This window comes from Pedobacter hiemivivus (genome assembly GCF_005144565.1).
In the GTDB taxonomy this organism is placed as follows: domain Bacteria; phylum Bacteroidota; class Bacteroidia; order Sphingobacteriales; family Sphingobacteriaceae; genus Pedobacter; species Pedobacter hiemivivus.
In genome coordinates this window covers 625,377-643,239 of sequence record NZ_SWDX01000004.1, presented here as the reverse complement: position 1 = coordinate 643,239, position 17,863 = coordinate 625,377, and the positions used below count along the sequence as shown (strand labels likewise).

Annotated in this window: 16 protein-coding genes; 9 read left to right on the top strand and 7 right to left on the bottom strand. The window is 41.1% G+C overall.

From position 1 onward, the window contains the following. Genes FBD94_RS12985 through FBD94_RS12960 form a run of 6 tightly spaced genes read left to right on the top strand, consistent with a single transcriptional unit; the run spans window position 1 to window position 3,381 of the window. Window positions 1–732: a sulfite exporter TauE/SafE family protein gene (locus FBD94_RS12985; protein WP_131612575.1), complete on the top strand. Its 732-nt coding sequence runs from the start codon at window positions 1–3 to the stop codon at window positions 730–732. Next, window positions 732–1,694: a GTP 3',8-cyclase MoaA gene (locus tag FBD94_RS12980; RefSeq protein ID WP_136880462.1), complete on the top strand. Its 963-nt coding sequence runs from the start codon at window positions 732–734 to the stop codon at window positions 1,692–1,694. The genes FBD94_RS12985 and FBD94_RS12980 overlap by 1 nt, the downstream gene beginning before the upstream one ends. Before the next feature lie 4 nt (window positions 1,695–1,698). Next, complete coding sequence (locus FBD94_RS12975; protein WP_131612579.1) at window positions 1,699–1,932, top strand: MoaD/ThiS family protein; 234 nt, start codon at window positions 1,699–1,701, stop codon at window positions 1,930–1,932. A 1-nt stretch (window position 1,933) separates the two neighbouring features. Further along, on the top strand, window positions 1,934–2,401 hold the full coding sequence (locus FBD94_RS12970) for a molybdenum cofactor biosynthesis protein MoaE (protein ID WP_131612581.1): 468 nt from the start codon (window positions 1,934–1,936) through the stop codon (window positions 2,399–2,401). Then, window positions 2,398–2,961 carry a molybdenum cofactor guanylyltransferase gene (mobA, locus tag FBD94_RS12965; RefSeq protein WP_136880461.1) on the top strand — a complete coding sequence of 188 codons (564 nt, stop codon included), beginning with the start codon at window positions 2,398–2,400 and terminating at the stop codon, window positions 2,959–2,961. The genes FBD94_RS12970 and mobA overlap by 4 nt, the downstream gene beginning before the upstream one ends. A gap of 9 nt (window positions 2,962–2,970) precedes the next feature. Continuing rightward, window positions 2,971–3,381: a hypothetical protein gene (locus FBD94_RS12960; RefSeq protein WP_235884456.1), complete on the top strand. Its 411-nt coding sequence runs from the start codon at window positions 2,971–2,973 to the stop codon at window positions 3,379–3,381. A gap of 5 nt (window positions 3,382–3,386) precedes the next feature. On the opposite strand, the gene FBD94_RS12955 is transcribed toward FBD94_RS12960, so the two are convergent. After that, on the bottom strand, window positions 3,387–4,073 hold the full coding sequence (locus tag FBD94_RS12955) for a Crp/Fnr family transcriptional regulator (protein WP_136880460.1): 687 nt from the start codon (window positions 4,071–4,073) through the stop codon (window positions 3,387–3,389). 309 nt (window positions 4,074–4,382) lie between these two features. On the opposite strand from FBD94_RS12955, the gene FBD94_RS12950 reads away from it, so the two are divergent. Beyond that, window positions 4,383–4,952 carry a MarC family protein gene (locus tag FBD94_RS12950; RefSeq protein ID WP_090785634.1) on the top strand — a complete coding sequence of 190 codons (570 nt, stop codon included), beginning with the start codon at window positions 4,383–4,385 and terminating at the stop codon, window positions 4,950–4,952. 1 nt (window position 4,953) lies between these two features. On the opposite strand, the gene FBD94_RS12945 is transcribed toward FBD94_RS12950, so the two are convergent. Further along, window positions 4,954–5,985 carry a GntR family transcriptional regulator gene (locus tag FBD94_RS12945; protein ID WP_136880459.1) on the bottom strand — a complete coding sequence of 344 codons (1,032 nt, stop codon included), beginning with the start codon at window positions 5,983–5,985 and terminating at the stop codon, window positions 4,954–4,956. 293 nt (window positions 5,986–6,278) lie between these two features. Here FBD94_RS12945 and FBD94_RS12940 point away from each other — a divergent pair, with 293 nt between their 5' ends. Both FBD94_RS12940 and FBD94_RS12935 read left to right on the top strand, forming a co-directional pair. Further along, window positions 6,279–8,186 (top strand): alpha-L-arabinofuranosidase C-terminal domain-containing protein, encoded by a 1,908-nt coding sequence (locus tag FBD94_RS12940; RefSeq protein ID WP_235884455.1) that lies wholly within the window; start codon window positions 6,279–6,281, stop codon window positions 8,184–8,186. Between the two features lie 76 nt (window positions 8,187–8,262). Then, entirely contained in the window at window positions 8,263–9,198 is a 936-nt protein-coding gene (locus FBD94_RS12935; protein ID WP_136880457.1) for a glycoside hydrolase family 43 protein, read from the top strand. A 32-nt stretch (window positions 9,199–9,230) separates the two neighbouring features. On the opposite strand, the gene FBD94_RS12930 is transcribed toward FBD94_RS12935, so the two are convergent. The 5 genes from FBD94_RS12930 to FBD94_RS12910 form a co-directional block, all read right to left on the bottom strand. After that, window positions 9,231–12,020 (bottom strand): glycosyl hydrolase, encoded by a 2,790-nt coding sequence (locus FBD94_RS12930; protein WP_235884454.1) that lies wholly within the window; start codon window positions 12,018–12,020, stop codon window positions 9,231–9,233. After that, entirely contained in the window at window positions 12,021–12,332 is a 312-nt protein-coding gene (gene rhaM / locus FBD94_RS12925) for an L-rhamnose mutarotase (RefSeq protein WP_136880456.1), read from the bottom strand. It lies immediately after the preceding gene. A gap of 16 nt (window positions 12,333–12,348) precedes the next feature. Further along, complete coding sequence (locus FBD94_RS12920; protein ID WP_136880455.1) at window positions 12,349–13,482, bottom strand: glycoside hydrolase family 88/105 protein; 1,134 nt, start codon at window positions 13,480–13,482, stop codon at window positions 12,349–12,351. Between the two features lie 133 nt (window positions 13,483–13,615). Then, window positions 13,616–15,478, bottom strand: a complete 1,863-nt coding sequence (locus FBD94_RS12915) for a rhamnogalacturonan lyase (protein WP_235884453.1) — start codon at window positions 15,476–15,478, stop codon at window positions 13,616–13,618. Window position 15,479: 1 nt separating this feature from the next. Next, a complete protein-coding gene (locus tag FBD94_RS12910; RefSeq protein WP_136880454.1) occupies window positions 15,480–17,861 on the bottom strand; it encodes a hypothetical protein in 2,382 nt (793 codons plus the stop codon). Between the last annotated feature and the right edge of the window lie 2 nt (window positions 17,862–17,863).

Sequence of the window (17,863 nt, the reverse complement as noted above, 5' to 3'; positions counted from 1 at the left end):
ATGGAACTAGACATTTACATCGCATTTTCTTTATACCTGGTAGGTTTCCTTTATGCTTCGGTAGGCCATGGCGGAGCAAGTGGCTATATAGCTGTACTTTCTCTGTTTGCCATTCCGGTTACCACCTATAAACCACTCATATTGATCTTAAATATCCTGGTTGCAGGAGTAGGATTTTATCAATTCTGGGAAGCAGGCTATTTTAGATGGAAATTATGCAGGGTATTTCTGATCACCTCTATCCCCGCAGCATTTATTGGTTCAAAATACTCCCTGGAGGGCAATATCTATCATTTATTGTTAGGATTAGCATTGATACTACCCATCATTAAATTACTGGGCATCAAACCCAATGAAGATAAAGCAGCTAAACCTGTAAAACTTATACCAGCCTTATTGATTGGCACACTGATCGGCGGACTTTCTGGAATGCTGAACATTGGTGGTGGCATATTTTTAAGCCCAGTACTCATTCTCTTGGGCTGGGCAAATGTAAAAGAAGCGGCAGCCGCTTCTGCCCTATTTATTGTTTTAAACTCTCTAAGCGGCTTACTTGGCAGCGCTGCCACGCTCATCATAACCCCTTCTGCAATTACCTGGTTTATTATGGCTGCTGCTGGCGGCATTACCGGTGCCTATTGGGGCAGCAGCAGATTTCAGCACATTACGGTACGTTACCTCTTGAGCGCTGTACTAACTATAGCATCTGTTAAACTCTTATTTTTTATGTGATGGAATCGATTAAAGATCATTTAGGAAGGACTTTTAAGACGCTAAGGATTAGCCTGATCAACACTTGCAACCTGGCTTGCACCTATTGTAGTTACAGCAATGAGGAGAGTCGAGAAAATCGTTCGGCGGGTAAAGGCAATGCTCTAAAGCCAAAAGAATTGATGAGCCTTATTGTTAAATTACATGAGCGTCTGGACTTTAGCACCATTCGTTTTACAGGCGGTGAACCACTGCTCTATAAAGAACTTCCTGCACTAATTAAGGGGGCCCGAAGTTTAGGCATTACGGATCTTAACCTCACCACCAACGGCCTGTTACTACAAAAACAGGTCCCTGCGTTAAAAGCCGCAGGATTGACAGCCATCAATGTTTCGCTGGATGCAACTGATCCTTTGACATTTTTTATGATGGCAAGAAGGCATGGGCTCGACCAAACACTAAAAGGCATAGATGCAGCACTGAATGCCGGCATAGCGGTAAAAATAAATTCGGTTCTCATGAAAGGAATGAACCACAGTCAGGTTATCCCCTTGCTAAAATATGCAGCAGACAAACAAATCATCATCCGGTTTTTGGAGATCATGGCAATGGGACATTTGCATGGAAAAGCTGATGAATACTTTTTCTCACAGCAGGAAATTCTTCAGCTCATCAGCACACAGTACCGATTTAGCCCAATCCAAAGAAAACATGGAGCAACAGCCAACTACTGGCAAACGGAAGAGGGGAATATTTTTGGCATCATCGCTAATGAAAGTCAACCTTTTTGTACGGATTGCGATCGCTTGCGATTAGATGTATATGGAAACGTTTATGGCTGTCTGAGTAGCAACTACCCCGTACCAATAAACGAAAATTTAGAAAGTGCTGAACTGGATAACCGTTTAAGAGAAGCGCTGGCACAAAAACAATCAACAAAATTTACAGGAAGCAAACTGAGCATGCTTCATATAGGAGGATAAAAAAATGAGAATACAGGTATTTGCCATATTAAAGGACTTTTTTAAAAAGGAATTTGAGCTTAAAGTAGCGCTTCATACCATAGCAGATTTAAGGACACATCTAAGTTTACTGAACCCAAATGCGACACCAGTATTAAATCGCTGTCGCTTTGCGGTGCAGGACGAATTTGTAACAGACGAATATACCCTAACTGGAAATGAGCATGTCGTAATCATTCCACCTAGCAGCGGAGGTTAATATGGATTTCATTACTAAAAAAGAAATAGATCTGGTTGCCCTTCTTCAGAAATCGCACTGTCCATCTGCCGGAGCAATAGTCTTGTTTAGCGGGGAAGTTAGAAATCATAATGTAGGTAAATCAGTAAGCTATCTTGAATATGAAGCGCATGCTAGCCTGGCCGCTAAAATGATTGCCGAAATTTTGCTGGCCGCCAGAAACCGCTGGAGTCTGAGTATTGCGTATGCGCAACACAGAATAGGAAAAGTAAAAGTTACGGAATCTGCTGTGGTGGTGATTACAGCGTCCGTACACCGCGGCGAGGCTTATGCGAGCAACCGCTATATCATTGACAGGATTAAGCATGAAGTTCCGATCTGGAAATGCGAACATTTTGCAGATGGCAGCAAAGAATGGGGTGGCAACTGCAATTGCGATAAAGAGACCGGAGATGTAAACAAGCACATTTATGAATTTGAATCTATATGATGAAAGGTATAGTATTATGCGGTGGAGAGAGTAAACGAATGGGTAGCGATAAGGGATTGCTTACCATTGGTCCTTGTACCTGGGCTCAACTTGCAGCTCGTAAGCTTGAACGCTTATATATCCCTGTTCTGATTTCTATCAATGAAACGCAGGTAGCAACCTATCATGGATTATTTCCTTCTGAGCTATTCGTCATCGATCAGGTAACCGCGAAAGGTCCTTTAACTGGCTTATTGAGCGCACACCTCAAACATCCTGATGATGACTTATTGTTATTAGCCTGCGACATGATCGACATGGATATCAGCTCATTAAGATTCTTACGAGACAGTATTACCACATTTCCAGGGTTTGATTATTATGTATACTGCAGGGAAGATTTTATGGAGCCTTTATGTGCCGTTTATACTTCATCGCAGTTAAAAAAAATCCACCATGAGCTCGAAAACGGAAGTTTGTCCAACTTTTCGTTACATAAACTCATTAAACAGGCGCGCTACAAAACGCTTACCATAAGAAATATTAAAAATTTCAACAACCACAATACCGCAACCCTTTAAACCACTCATATGACAAACTACTACAAAAAAACCGTTTATCTCTTCGCTGGCCTTTCAATTTTGGCCCTAACAGCCAAATCGCAAACCAATGTTATCCAAACCAAGGCTACCTTTTTTGAGGGTGTAATTGTCGCAGGCTATGTAGACCAAGGTGCCTACATCAACTGTGCTGGGCCTGCCATCAAATTCTCCAAAAAACCGCTGGCCATATTGGTGGGGTTATTACCTAGCTTACGGATTAAGAAAGATAAGGTAGCGACAGGTGCTACACAAAATTCCGTGATCACGCCTAACCTGGGTGCAGGTATTACTGCTACCTACAAGCACTTAGCCATTCAGGTTCCAGTGTATTACAATGCCAAAACAAGCACTAAAGATGGCAAATGGAATCCGGGCATAGGTATCGGGTACAAGTTTTAATTAAATTAAGATTCCTGCGTAAGGAATCTTAATTTCTCTTCATCTATGATATTGATTTGCTTACCTGATAAGGAGATCAGATTTTCATTAACCAGCTCTGTCGTCATCCGGAATACAGTTTCATATGCGGCTCCTGTAAATGCGGCCAGATCTTGTTTGCTGAGTTCTATATTTAATCCACCTCTTTCATTCAGTCCAAACTGTTCTTTTAGTTGTAACAAAGCAACTGCAAGTCTGCTTTTCACGGACATAAGTGCCAGATTCCGCATCTTTTTCTCGGACTCCTGTAGTTCATCGGCATAAAACAACATCAGGTTAAAAGCAAAATCATGATTTACCTTTAAGGTGGCCATAAAAAATTCGAGGTCTATAAAGCAAAGCGAAGTTTCTTCAAGTGCAGTGGCCGAAATGGGATAAGCTGAGCTGTGCGTACCTAAACCTCTATGGCCGAATATTTTACCGGGATTAGCAAAACGCACAATCAATTCTTTATCTCCCCAATGTTTATGCACTTTAACATTCCCCTTATACACGAAATATACACCTGCAACAGGATCGCCCTCTTTAAAGATCTGCTCACCTTTTTTTGCAATAAAGTTTTTGCGATGGCTATCAATTGCCAGTTTCCATTCTTTAAGCACCAAACTGCACATTAAACAGCTTTCAAGATCACAGCATTTACCTTTCTTCATATTTTCCGCAGCTTTTAAGTTGCGGTTTCTAATATCCTAAAAGTTTTTGACTAGCAATTCTATATCTTCTTTTTTATTTAGCTTAAAGAGGTGGTAAAAAAACCACATCTTTAATAACCCTCACCACCAGCCACCCTGCTTAACAAAAAAATCATCTTCTCTGAAGAGCCTCGGAACTTTTTCCAGTAATGTCTATTGATCTTGGTCTTCAAGAGTGCTTCGCAGTTTGCCTTTCTTCAAGGCAAAAGATTCCAGCTATGAAGAGAACGATTATTTTTTTCCGTTACTTTGCAGCATAAATCTACTGCTATGGAGTTTAATTACAGTCAAATCCTTTCCACCTCGATGGTATTATTCGCCATCATTGATATCCTGGGGGCTATTCCTATTGTAATAGAACTTAGAAAAAAGGCAGGGCATATCCAGTCGGAAAAAGCAACCATAGTGGCTACCGTTTTGATGGTAATCTTTTTGTTTGCCGGAGAATCCCTACTAAAGGTAATTGGTTTAGATGTAGCTTCTTTTGCCATTGCAGGCTCTATGGTGATCTTTTTCATCGCAATGGAGATGATATTAGGCTTAACCATATTTAAAGAAGGCGATGCCCCGGAAACGGTATCTATTGTTCCATTGGCATTTCCGCTGATTGCGGGTGCAGGAACCATGACGACCCTCCTATCTTTAAAAACAGAATATGCTACTCAAAACATCATTGTCGGCATTCTGATCAATATGATGTTTGTTTACTTTGTGTTAAAGAACACCGAACGTTTAGAAAAGCTATTCGGAAAATCAGGACTAAATGTACTAAGAAAAGCCTTTGGAATTATCCTGTTAGCCATCGCCATTAAGCTGTTTAGAAATAATACAGGGTTATAGCCTATAAAGAATCGCGCAATGTTAAATGAAAGGGAACATCAATATGTTCTCGGGCATTTTCGCGAATTAGATTAGCAGCAAGATTTCCCATTCTGGCAAAATCCGTTGAGATCGTGGTGATGCCGTTCAGTATCACCCGTTTTATAGGCGCCTCATTATAAGATATAATCCCTACCTGTTCTCCAATTTTCAAATTAAGCAATTGGATCCTTTCGATTAGAATCACCAGATCATCCTCTAAAAGATTAATATAGGCTTCTCCTTCATTGATAGACTCTTCGTATATGTTACTCACCACATGATAGGCGAATGCATAATGCTGACAAAATCTGGAAAAACCTTTTACAATCTCCTTGGGGTAATAGCTATTGGCCGGAAATATAAGCTTTAAAGTATGGTACTTACTTAAAGAAGGACAGGCTTGCTCTAATGCTCTATAGATATCGTTTTCAAAATCCTCATAAACACCAGCGTAATCCCCTGTGATACCCGGTATCCTTTTATCCAAAATGATGAGCTTTTGTTTTGGAATGGTATTGATCGCTTCGTAAGCATGATCCTTCCCTTCTATGAAATGCGGAATAATTACAAAATGTGAATAACGATCCCTTTTATCTTCCAGAAAATTCTTAAAAATTGTATAGTCATTGTTGTAGATAAATAAATCTGTCGCGGCTCCCTCTCCTAAAGCAGCTAAAAAGGAATCATAGACTATTTTCTTGTAAACGCTCAATTTGTTAAAAAGCAAGCAAACCTTAAGTGTTTGTCTGAATGCTGTATCGAGGATATAAAACCCTCTTCCAGGAATAGATGTTAAAACCCCTATGTTCTTTAAATTCTTATAGGCTTTTTCTACTGTGTCTCTTGAAATTTCTAGCTCGTTACTAATGTCGCAAATGGAAGGAAGGATATCATCTTTATGAATATGCCCACCTTCTATAGCTGACAAAATGGAATTGGTCAGTTGGATATATTTTGGTGTAGCCGAGTATTCATCAATACTGATGTATTTATAAGATTCCGTTAATTTCATACTTATTTGGCTAGTCCTTTCGGAACCCTAAGATTACTAAAGAACAGAGAAATACCAATTTTATTTATGCAATCGTTGCCGGAAATCCTGGCTAAAATAATTATTCAACAATTAAACGTTAAACTGACTATTATTGCGTATTTTCAAACTAATTTACGATACAACCAAACCAAGTATATAAACCTATTTTCATGCATTGCTATTCTAGATTCCGAAAGGTATGGGTGGTTTTCCCTCTATTCTTCTTATTACTTGCTAAAACTTCAAGTAATTGTTTAGCCCAATCCAATCTGGTGTTTAACATAAAAACAGATCCATCTGCCACAAAAATACCAGGTACCCTATGGGGTGTGTTCTTTGAGGACATCAACTTCGGTGCCGATGGCGGGATTTATGCTGAGCTCATTAAGAACCGTTCCTTTGAATTTACTAAACCACTAATGGGCTGGACTATACAACATAAAAAAGCTACAGAAGGAGAATTATTGGTTGTGAACCGTAAGGACGACCATCCGAACAATCCCAGGTACTTGCAGGTGACTGTAACTAACTCCCAAGCCGGAAGTTTGGGCATTACCAATGAGGGATTTAAAGGAATGGGTGTTAAAAAGGGCTTGCGTTATGATTTTTCGATGTTGTACAGACGAACTACGAAAGGAATCAAACTTCGCTTTGAACTGATTGGCAAAGACAATAAGGTTATTGGGCAAGGCGAATTGCCCCCTGACATAAGTGGTCAGAAATGGAGCAAACAAAGCACTAGTTTTTATGCAACCGAAACTGACCCTAAAGCAAAATTGACCATTTGGTTTGAAGGCACCGGCAAAATTGATCTGGATATGCTTTCTCTTTTTCCGGAAGACACCTGGATGAAACGCCCGGGTGGATTAAGGGCTGATATGGTTCAAATGCTGGCAGATATGAAACCTGGTTTTGTGCGCTTCCCTGGCGGCTGCATTGTAGAAGGTATTGATCTGGCAAATCGCTACCAATGGAAAAAAACAATTGGCCCTGTGGAAGAAAGACAAACCATGATCAACAGATGGAATACTGAGTTTCCACACCGTGCAGCACCAGATTATTACCAAACCTTTGGCCTCGGATTTTTCGAGTACTTCCAGTTGTCAGAAGATATTGGTGCAGAACCATTGCCCATATTAAATTGCGGTATGGCTTGTCAATTTAACACAGCCGAGGTTGTCGCGCTAGAAGAACTGGATCCTTATGTTCAAGACGCTTTAGACCTGATTGAATTTGCCAATGGCGATATCAACAGTAAATGGGGAAAGGTACGTGCAGAAATGGGTCATCCGAAAGCCTTTAACCTAAAGATGATGGGTGTGGGCAATGAAAACTGGGGACCTCAGTACCTGGAACGTTTAAAGGTTTTCACAGCTGCCATTAAAGCAAAATATCCTGACTTTAAAATCATCGCCAGTTCTGGTACTGATCCTGATAGTGAACGTTTCCATTTCCTCAACGATAAACTGAGACAATTGAACACGGATATTATTGATGAACATTATTACCGTCCGGCAGATTGGTTCTTAAAAAATGCAGGAAGATATGACAGCTACCCTAGAAATGGATGCAAAGTTTTTGCAGGCGAGTATGCCGTACATGCGGACAAAACCATTGTTGGCAGCGAAAGAAACAACTGGCAAAGTGCCATTGCCGCTGCTGCTTTTATGACTGGATTGGAACGCAATGCAGCGGTTGTAGAAATGGCATCTTACGCTCCTCTTTTTGCACATATTGACGCCTGGCAATGGGCTCCGGATATGATTTGGGTAGATAACCTGAAATGCTACGGTACGCCCGACTACTATGTTCAAAAACTATTCTCTTCAAATAAAGGGACTGAGCTTGCTTCAATTTTATTTGAAGAGAAACCACTGACGGGACAAAATGGCCTCTACGCTTCTGCGGTTATGGATCGGAAAGGCAAAGAACTGATTGTTAAAATCGTAAATCATTCGGACAAATTGCAAAATGCCAATTTCCAGATAGACCATGCTGGAAAATTTAAGAGTAGTGGATTGGTAGAAGAAATGACGGGCAATTCGCTTGTAGAAACAAACTCGTTTAATCTACCAGCAACCATTAGTCCTAAACAAACTCCAGTTAAAATAAAGGCTGGGCAACTCAATTTGACATTGAAACCCTATTCATTTAATGTGATTAAAGTCCCATTTAATTAAAACCTGACACCAATTACAAACCAGATAAACAGCTTCCGGCACAATCGGTAGTACTTTTAGAATTAAAGCAATCCTAATGAATAAGTTTTTATACCTAACAAGCCTATTTTTGAGCATCATCTTATCGGCAAATGCTCAATCTTCAAAAGACCCATTTGTATTCGCCTATTTTAAAGGCAACGGGGAGGATGGGCTTCATTTAGCTTATAGCGAAGACGCTTACAATTGGAAAGCATTAAAAAATGATCAATCCTTTTTAACGCCAACGGTAAGCAAAGACAAGCTGATGCGCGATCCCTGCATTATCCGCGGCGCAGATGGCTTGTTCCACATGGTATGGACGGTAAGCTGGAAAGATAAGGGGATTGGCTATGCCAGTTCCAAAGACCTGATCAACTGGTCAGAACAGCAATTTATACCTGTAATGGCTAAAAAGGAAGGTACGAGAAATACCTGGGCACCAGAGATTACTTATGATCCTGCAAGCAAAACCTATATGATCTATTGGGCGACCACTATTGTCGACAAATTCCCTGAAACAGCCTCTACAACAGATAATGGTTACAATCACCGGATGTATTTTGTGACCACCAAAGATTTTAAGACTTATTCGGAAACCAAGCTCCTTTACGATCCTGGTTTTAATGTGATTGATGCTTCTATTGTAAAAGACAATAGCAGATTTGTGATGTTTTTAAAAGATGAGACCAGGGAACCTGCTCAGAAAAACCTTAAGATTGCCTTTAGTCACCAGTTAACCGGCCCCTACTCTGCCGCCAGTGCTCCAATCACGGGGAATTACTGGGCCGAAGGGCCTACCGTCTTAAAAAAAGGAAACGACTGGCTAGTGTATTTTGATAAATATAGAGATCACAAATATGGAGCAATCCTATCCTCAGACCTCAAGAACTGGAAGGATGTATCTGATCAGATCGCATTACCTAAGGGTATAAGGCACGGCACCATCCTTCAAGTCAAACAAAAAGAACTTAAAAAATTACTATCTCAATAGAGCTGTATATGCTATCTAAGACCGCAATATTTTTAAAAATAAGGAGTAATGGTAATCGGACCAATCAGACCAGATGGCATTACCGACCAATTTGAAGCATCAAACGATTTATAATTTATATTCACAAAATTGATCTCATGATAGTTTCTCCACTGGATCTTTTTCTGATCCATATAACGAATACGATTGGCCATCAGGTTAACCACTTCAACTTTAATGGTGTTGGTACCCTCTTTTAAATACTTTCCTACACGAGCCTGAAAAGGAATACTCCATAAGATGCCAACTTCCTCTCCATTAATCCAAACCCTGGCACTTTCGTCAACCTGGTTTAAGTTTAACAGGTATTCTTTGGCAGTTTTCCCCTTTAGCATAAAACTACTTGTATACACACCTGTACCTGAAAAATTCTGAAGTTTAGGATCGGCAAGACTAGTCCAGGAAACCAGCTTATCCAATTTTTGATCAGCAGGTATTTCTGGTCCACCAGCAGTAAAATGCAATGACCACGCATTAGTCAATTCAATTTGTTCAGCAGGTTTATTTAAATACGTCCATGATGTAGTCCCGGCAGTGCCTTTTTCCATCACCTTAAGTATCATCGCTTCACCAGAATGTATTTGCAGCCTCACCTTCAATTGTCCAGCTTTAACACTTGCTGCAGCAAGTCCTGAGGCTCCACTTTGCGGATCCATGATCAATACACTACCTCTGGCATTAATCGGTAATTCCGTATCAATAGCTGCAGCAGTATGGTTAACGATGTAATAGTATCTACCTCCGGCAAAACTGCGACGGATAAACTCTAAGCCCGTATCCGCCAATTCTTCCCGCTTAACGGCTTTATAGGCCAAAGCCTTTTCCACGTCTGCAGCCAACAACACCACACCTTTACCCGTTTTAAACTGTTTCAACCCCTCACCTGCATCCGAAAAATTCAGTTTAGACAGGATGGTTTTCAATTGCAGCCTGCGTGTTTCCAATTTATCTAAGCCTGGAACATCTTTTGGCAACTCCTGAAAAATAACGGTTGCACCATCATTCGCCAGTTGAATGACTTTACTTAGGGTTTCCAAACTAATCATTGTACATGCTGGAATCACCAATATCTTATAAGACGAGGCCTGATTCGACGTACTTATCAGCCCCTGCCGAGCAGTAGATTGTGCCAACAACCTATCCGATGCAAAATCAAAAGAATAACCCGATTTTGACATTCCCTTAGCCAATTTATAAAATGCTGTAGGATGTAACCAATCATCTATGTTATGTACTTTAACAGCCACATCCATGCCTTTAGCAGCATTCCATACATCATACACCGGCCAGTAAATCAGCAATTCATTGTCCGGTTTACCAGATTGAAGGATAGACTGACAGCGGGTAATATAATTGGTTAATCCACCAAGATGTGGCCACAAGCTATTACTGGGCGTAAACTCTGCCGAAGCATAAAACAACCAACCTGGCCAAACTGCATCCTCAGGAGAATTTGTGGAACCATGAAAAAAGATATGATTCACGCCAGAAAGAAACAACTGCTCTGCCTCAGGCTTACATTGGGAATAAGAAGTTTTAAAATGCTCTGTCAACCAGGTAAAAGTCTCAGAAGAAACCAATTTATTACCTCCTGTATGTGCCGCTGAAGAAGCAAACTTACACATCATTGGGTCAGGATCTACATTCCTGATATCTGCACTGTCTCTGCGAAGTCCAGGTATAGGGAAATTACTGGAGCCAAAAGTTTCCGTTTCCGGGATATCTACGGCAGCATAAAGATCCAGCAAGTTCCCAGGAGAACCATGTGATTGGTTCTTGGTCATCGATTTATAACCATGTGCCCAGTCTGTCCAGTTATGCGTAAAATTGAACAGTAGCAAATCACTCATCGTTTCTCTATAGTCTGATTTCAGACGGGCAACATTTTCATTGGTAGAATCCTTACCTACCAAGTCCCTCAGGTATTTTTTTAAATCGTAGCCTCTTCTTTTCCGAAATTCATCAAAAAAAGTGGGTGTCCAATTTGCGCCATACACTTCGTAACTATCGTTAAAAAAAGCCCTTACCCCTTGTGGTTTAAGACCAAAGGCATTGTCAAAGCGACTCAAATAATTCGTAACTGCACTTTTATCTAAATGATCCATAGTAAGACCTTCTCCACCCGGAGCTGCACGTTTTACCGCCTGACGCGTTTTACCGGCAAAGGCAGCATACACTTGCCAGCTTCCATTTCCAGCCGTCCAATTCAAAATACCGTAGGCATCAACTTTGTTCAATAAATCAAGCACCTCACCTTTGCTGCCATAAGCCGTAATGGCTTGTAGTTGGGCCGCATCCTGTTTTGCTTCCTTTACTTTAATCGCCTCAGTTAACTTTTGACCGGATTTCAACTCATACTGCTGTACAATTAGTTTGGTCGCTGCCTGTTCTGGTTTCACCAATGGCCCACCAAATGGCCAACCTGTCCCGGTATTCATATCTACCCCCATGCCCAGCGTATTGGATTTTTGAACAGTATAATGCAGCATGTCCAACCATTTAGGCGACAAAAAATCAATATAGCGTTTCTCAAAACCAGCAGCTCCATAGATAGGCGTAATTTCGACTCCTCCAATACCAGCTTGCTGATATTGAGTCAGTACTTTACTAATATTACCTTCATCTACAGCATTCCCCATCCACCACCAACGGGTCCAGGGTTTCATTTGTTTCTCTACTGCTGGCCATGTCCCTGATGGCTTAATCTTGTTTTGTGCAACAGCTGTATCAAATAACAATACACCGATTGCCAATGCGGTTAAGGTCGATTTCAGTTTCATCATTTAATCCAGGTGAAACACCTGCTCCAACTTTGTACTCACCGGCGAATTGTCCGAATTAGTTTCCATAATATCGGCCATATAGACCCACCACTTTTGTACAATTGCTGTAGTCCCCAAGTCTTGTGATGATGCACCGTCCTGTTGCTGCACCGCAAATAAGGTATTGGTTTCTTCATCCAGAAAAATAGAATAATCACTTACTCCATTCTGCTTTAACAAAGCAGCCAAATCTGGCCATATTTCGTCATGTCTTTTTTTATACTCCGCTTTGGCACCAGCCTTTAGCTTCATTTTAAATGCAATTTTCGACATATTTATCTAATTTATATTATTTTTTCATTTTATAAACTTCCGTACCCGCCAACAGAAAACAGCCCAATCCGTAATCCTCAAAATCAGGCACATTGGTGTAGCTTACCGGCTGACCATCTTTTGGTTCTTTACCGGTACCCTGCACATACCCCAGGAAACCATTTTTATGTACCGCATCTTTAATCATAGCATTCCATGCTTTTACAATGATCGGTTGATAAACCTTTTGATCTAAAAGTCCCTGATTTACACCCCAGGCCATCCCGTAAACGAATAGCGCCGTACCAGATGTTTCTTTGCCCCCAAAATTTGTTGGATCATGCAGACTTACATTCCAAAATCCATCAGTACGCTGAATTGGCACCAATGATTTGATCATTTCATGATATGTTTTTAAGTATTCATCTCTATGTGGTGCATCCTTAGGCATAATCTCCAACACTCTAACCAGTGCTGCAACTACCCAACCATTACCGCGAGACCAATAGCAATCCTCGCCATTTGGTTCTTTGTAAGGTGGTACAAAATCCTTATCTCTCCACCATAAGCCCTCTTTAGCATTGTATAAACCGCCACCTTCTACATTTTTAGAATACATATACATTTTGTACATATACTCGTAATAAGCATTGTCTTTATACAACACGCCCAGTTGTGCAAAAACAGGCATCCCCATTTGTAAAGCATCAATCCAGGTCCAATCGTCAATTTTACCCGATTTCATCATTAAGTCCATAGAAGCTTTAATGTCTTTAATCCTTTCCGGCTTTTTATCGATGTTATATAGGTCAATATAAGTCTGACCACAGGCTTGATTATCCGCATTACGGGTAGCGATACCATCTCTAATTCCCCATTTATGTTTTTCTCCCCACTGCAGTGCATACTCATAATAAGCTTTGTCTGCTTTAAGCTGATACAAACTCATTAATCCTTCATAGTACACCGCTCTTGTCCAAATATTACTAGGCCGCTCTCTATTGGTAATGATAGATTTGCCCGCATCCGGCCATTTGTTCATAAAATAAGCATTGGTTAGTATCAATGTTTTTAACACCTCTTTTTTAGAAGGAGTTTTTTGAGCAACACTGGTTTGGACAACCAATCCAAATAGGGTCAAGGCAATAGCAATCTTCTTTTTTATCATCATTTGTGTGGTTTTTGGTATTAAGTTCTTTTGCCGCCTACTAGTATAGGTTTAAACTATTACTCAGGCAACCTGTGGTGTCCTGTAAGCAGCCATTATATCCTTAAATAATTATTTAGTGTATTTTTTTCAGGGTTTATTTTTTTACGGGTTCTACCAGTACAATATTGGGTTTTGGTGCCTTTTTCATCCCATTTCCAAAATAGAAACCCGGGTGCGGTGGTTGGTTGTAACCCACATTTTGCCATGCGATACTCAATCTATATTGTGGATCGTGCATTAAAGTATAGGTTCTATGTGTTGTGGGAATGGTGGTGGTATAAATCCGAAGACTCTGATTGTCAAGGGCACGAAGAATAACCTCTTCCCGCCAATCTCCAAAAAGGTCTGCACTTAAACCCGGCGTGGATTTGGTGCCATTATTAGCCGCGCTACCAGTTGCAGTAAGCAAACGACCACCATTGTATTTATCGATACGATTGCCATCCAGCAATTCGCGGGAAAGATCGGCATCCCACCAAATTAAAAAGTTGGTAGAATGGGGTGCATTACCTATTCTATTACCTTTAATATCATACAAACCAGCAGAGCCCGACCACCACATTTGTGCACCTACTTTGGTATTGTCAATATTATCGGCTACGCCGCGACCTACATCCTTATCATCAGCGCCTTTCCATAAGATTTTACCTGTGCGGGCATCATAAACGGCCGCACCAGGTCCTTTGGTTCCTTCTTCAATTTCGTGCACACCAAAAACTTCCAGGCCAGGACGTTCAGGATCCAGATCGCTCACATGTAATGCATCACCATGTCTTAAACCAGTCGTATATAAACCCTTGCCGTTGTCATCCAAGCACATCGATCCGTAAATAATTTCATCTTTTCCATCCCCATCCACATCAGCAACAGAAAGCCCATGGTTTCCCATCCCCGAATAAGGATTTCGGCCATCTTTTGAATCAAATACCCAACGAGAGCCTAGCTTTCCACCGCGCCAATCCCATGCGGCCAAAACGGTACGGCCATAATAACCACGACACATCACTACACTCGGATGTACACCGTCCAGATAAGCAATGCAAGCTGTAAAACGATCCACCCGATTACCAGTGTTGTCATTTTTACCATTGCCACCTGATCCGCCCCATGCACCGATATCTCCACGCGCAGGGATATAAGCTGTTGTAGCCAATACTTCGCCGGTTTTACCACTAAAAATGGTAAAAAACTCAGGGCCAGATAGGATTTTACCATTGTCATTGCGCCAATCTTTTGTCGAATCACCAATCACCTTCCCTTTTCCATCTACTGTACCATCCGCAGTTTTGCAGGCAAATTCGGCAATACCATCACCATCCAAGTCATAGACCATAAACTGGGTATAATGCGCCCCTTCTCTTATATTTTTGCCAAGGTTGATCTCCCATAGCAATGTGCCATCAATTTTGTAAGCCTGAAATATCGGTGGGTCTGTCAGCCCATTAGAAGCATTATCCAGACCACGACCAGTTTGGTGTAATACCAAATCATATTCGCCATCCCCATCAAGATCTCCTACTGAAATGTCATTCGGGGTATATCCTTTAGGTGTATGTAGCGGTACTGTTAAATATTGCTGTGCGGGTGTATTTGCCAGCAATTTAAAAGCTGTGCCAGCTGTTTGTTCAATTCCTTTTAATACAGGTTTCACATAATAGCTATACTCCGTTGTTGCGGGGGCTTTTGCATCTACATAATTTGTACTTTCTGTTAATGGAGCTTGATTCAACTTTACCGCTTTAGCATTGCCAGCTTGTCGGTACAGGTTAAAAGTCAACTCATCAGGATCAGTTCCTAACATACGCCAACCTACATATACGGAATCGGCACCTTGTCGCATAGCGATCACACCACGTCCCAATTTTTCCATTTGCCGCTGTGCCAGTAAACTGCCGGAAAAGGCAAGCATTGCAATGACCAGTAGGATAGATTTAGTATACGTTTGCCCGAACATCATTCTATTTAACCTGATATTGTGCTACTCCTGTTACCGGCACGCCATTGACCGTAATTCCTTCGGCACGAATAGAAATGGTAGCCTGAGGATCAGCGTTTAAAAAGCTAAGTTTCGCTTCTCCCTGCTCATTTGTTATTAAGGAAGGGGCCCAAAAGATGGTAGTCCGAAGATCTTGCTTAGCCCCCATCTTATCCTGAAATGGTGGAATATAAAACTCTCGAGCTTGGTAATAACCGGGTAGAGTTGTATTTAAAACATCCAAACTAGAACTTCTAAATGCATCTTCTTTCAAATCCAAATTCATCACATAGGCATCACCACCTCCATTCCGGATCAGGTGTCGAACGGTAATCTTGTTCACTTGATTCATCGGTAGACTGTAATAATCCAATCTATCGAAAATATCTTCTCTTTTGTTTACAATAATACGGGGTGCCAGCCTTTCACCTCCTGAAGCTATAAAAGCAACCCCCTCAGTGGTATCAGAAAGTGAAACTGCTCCCGGAACTTTTGTAAGTAAAAAGTGTTCAAGACTCTTATAATCATGATCCGCTGCCGTGATGTTATATACCAAATCCGGATAGCCGAAGGTCGTTAAGGTTTCATCCCTAAGCACAACTCTTTTTTTATCTCCACCATCAATCACCACCTCTTTTAAGTTAATGGCTTCATTGGATCTTGCAATACGATTAAAGACCATTCGTCTGCCCGTTTCAATCTCAAATGCCGACAAGTTGGGCATATTTATGCCACCTGCTACGGCATTAACTTTCAAGGGATCCTTAAAAAGTGAGTCCAACATAATCCAGCCACCCTTTTTCCCTTTGGTATCTTTTGAAGATAGCTTGAAAGCCTGGTCACCAAACCAATTTAATCCATCCAAAAAATAGCGGCCATCGGCTAAACTTTTAGTCATATATATTTTACTATCCTGAAGTCCGTTTCCAAATAAAGTAATGTTCATATCCGGAAGTACTTTGCGCCCTACTTTCTGACGTACCTTCCCCGAAATTGTAATTCCTGGCTCAGGCATATAACTCATTACCGGCTTTGCATCTGCCAGTCTCTTCCATAAATAATCCCGCCATCCCTGGGTCATCAGTAAAAGATCCAATTGCTTTGATCTTCCGGGATTCTTTTCGTCAAAATACCTTGCTGGATCTTGTATCTTTCCTTTAATTTCAGACTCCAACCACAAATATGAAGCGATGTTACTTTCGTTGCCCGGCACTATAGCATCCAAAGCTGCCAGCGATAAATAGGTTTTGACTGGTTTCCCTACTCCATCTACTACTTTTACAGTTAAATTCACTTGTTCTTGCGGCTTATAACTGGCTTTATCAGACAATACCGATAAAATAACTGGCTTACCGGGTACATAAATCAGCCTTTCGCAATTCGGTCGTCCCTGATCGTCTATAACTGTGAGACTTGTTATGCCTTGAGGCAGATCTTGTAAAGGGAACAATATAGAAACCTGTGACTTACTGAGTTTGATTTGCTCCGTATAAAATGTACTGCCACCATGCTTTACATCGACAGTTATCTCCTTATTTTTAACTTCGTTCAGCATGGCTTCATTCACAGAAATTACGGCTTTAATGTTGGCCGAGTCTCTAACCACATGTAAGGAAATCCCTTTACTCAATGCATCGGGCAATGTTACTGTAAACTTCTTCCCATTTGCATAAATCCCTTCTACCCGATATTTAACACCAGCCTCCGGTTTAAGCGTAAATATACCCAGGCCCAGATCGGTACTTTCAAAACCACCAATTTCGGCTCCGCCGCCAGAAATCACCTTCCCGCTTACACGAATTCCATTGCCCTGTTGATCAAGTGCCTTAAAAGCGACAAGGCCGGTAACATCCTGCACCAACGATCCCCCCTCTGGAAATAACTGAATAGATTCTTGAGCCGCAATTGCCGCTGGATTTTTCTTTTTAGAAAGCGTACTGGAAATGTAGATCTTCTTTTGAAAAACAAAAAGGTCGTTAAAGTTTCGCATCCAGTTGGTATACGCCCTTAATTGGTACCATCCACCGGGTATAGAATCTTTGATTTTAAAATCACCTCTCCCCAAGCCATTATCCAATCGGATCAATTTACGATCCATGATTTCAGCTGCTGGCGAAATCAGTTCAACATACAAGTTGTTGCTTGTTGCAGTTAAATTAGCACTTCTACCATTCACTAGATAAGCACTAAACCAGAGATCTTCTCCAGTGCTATAATACTCACGATCTGTATGCAGATAGGTTTTTTCGAAAAACCATTGAACAGTTTTCGAAGCAGTCCCAGCTGGCTGAACCTTTTCCTGTGCTTGTCCAATTACAGGAAGCAAACTTAAAGCAGCAAAAACTATAATGGTGCGAAGGTTCATAT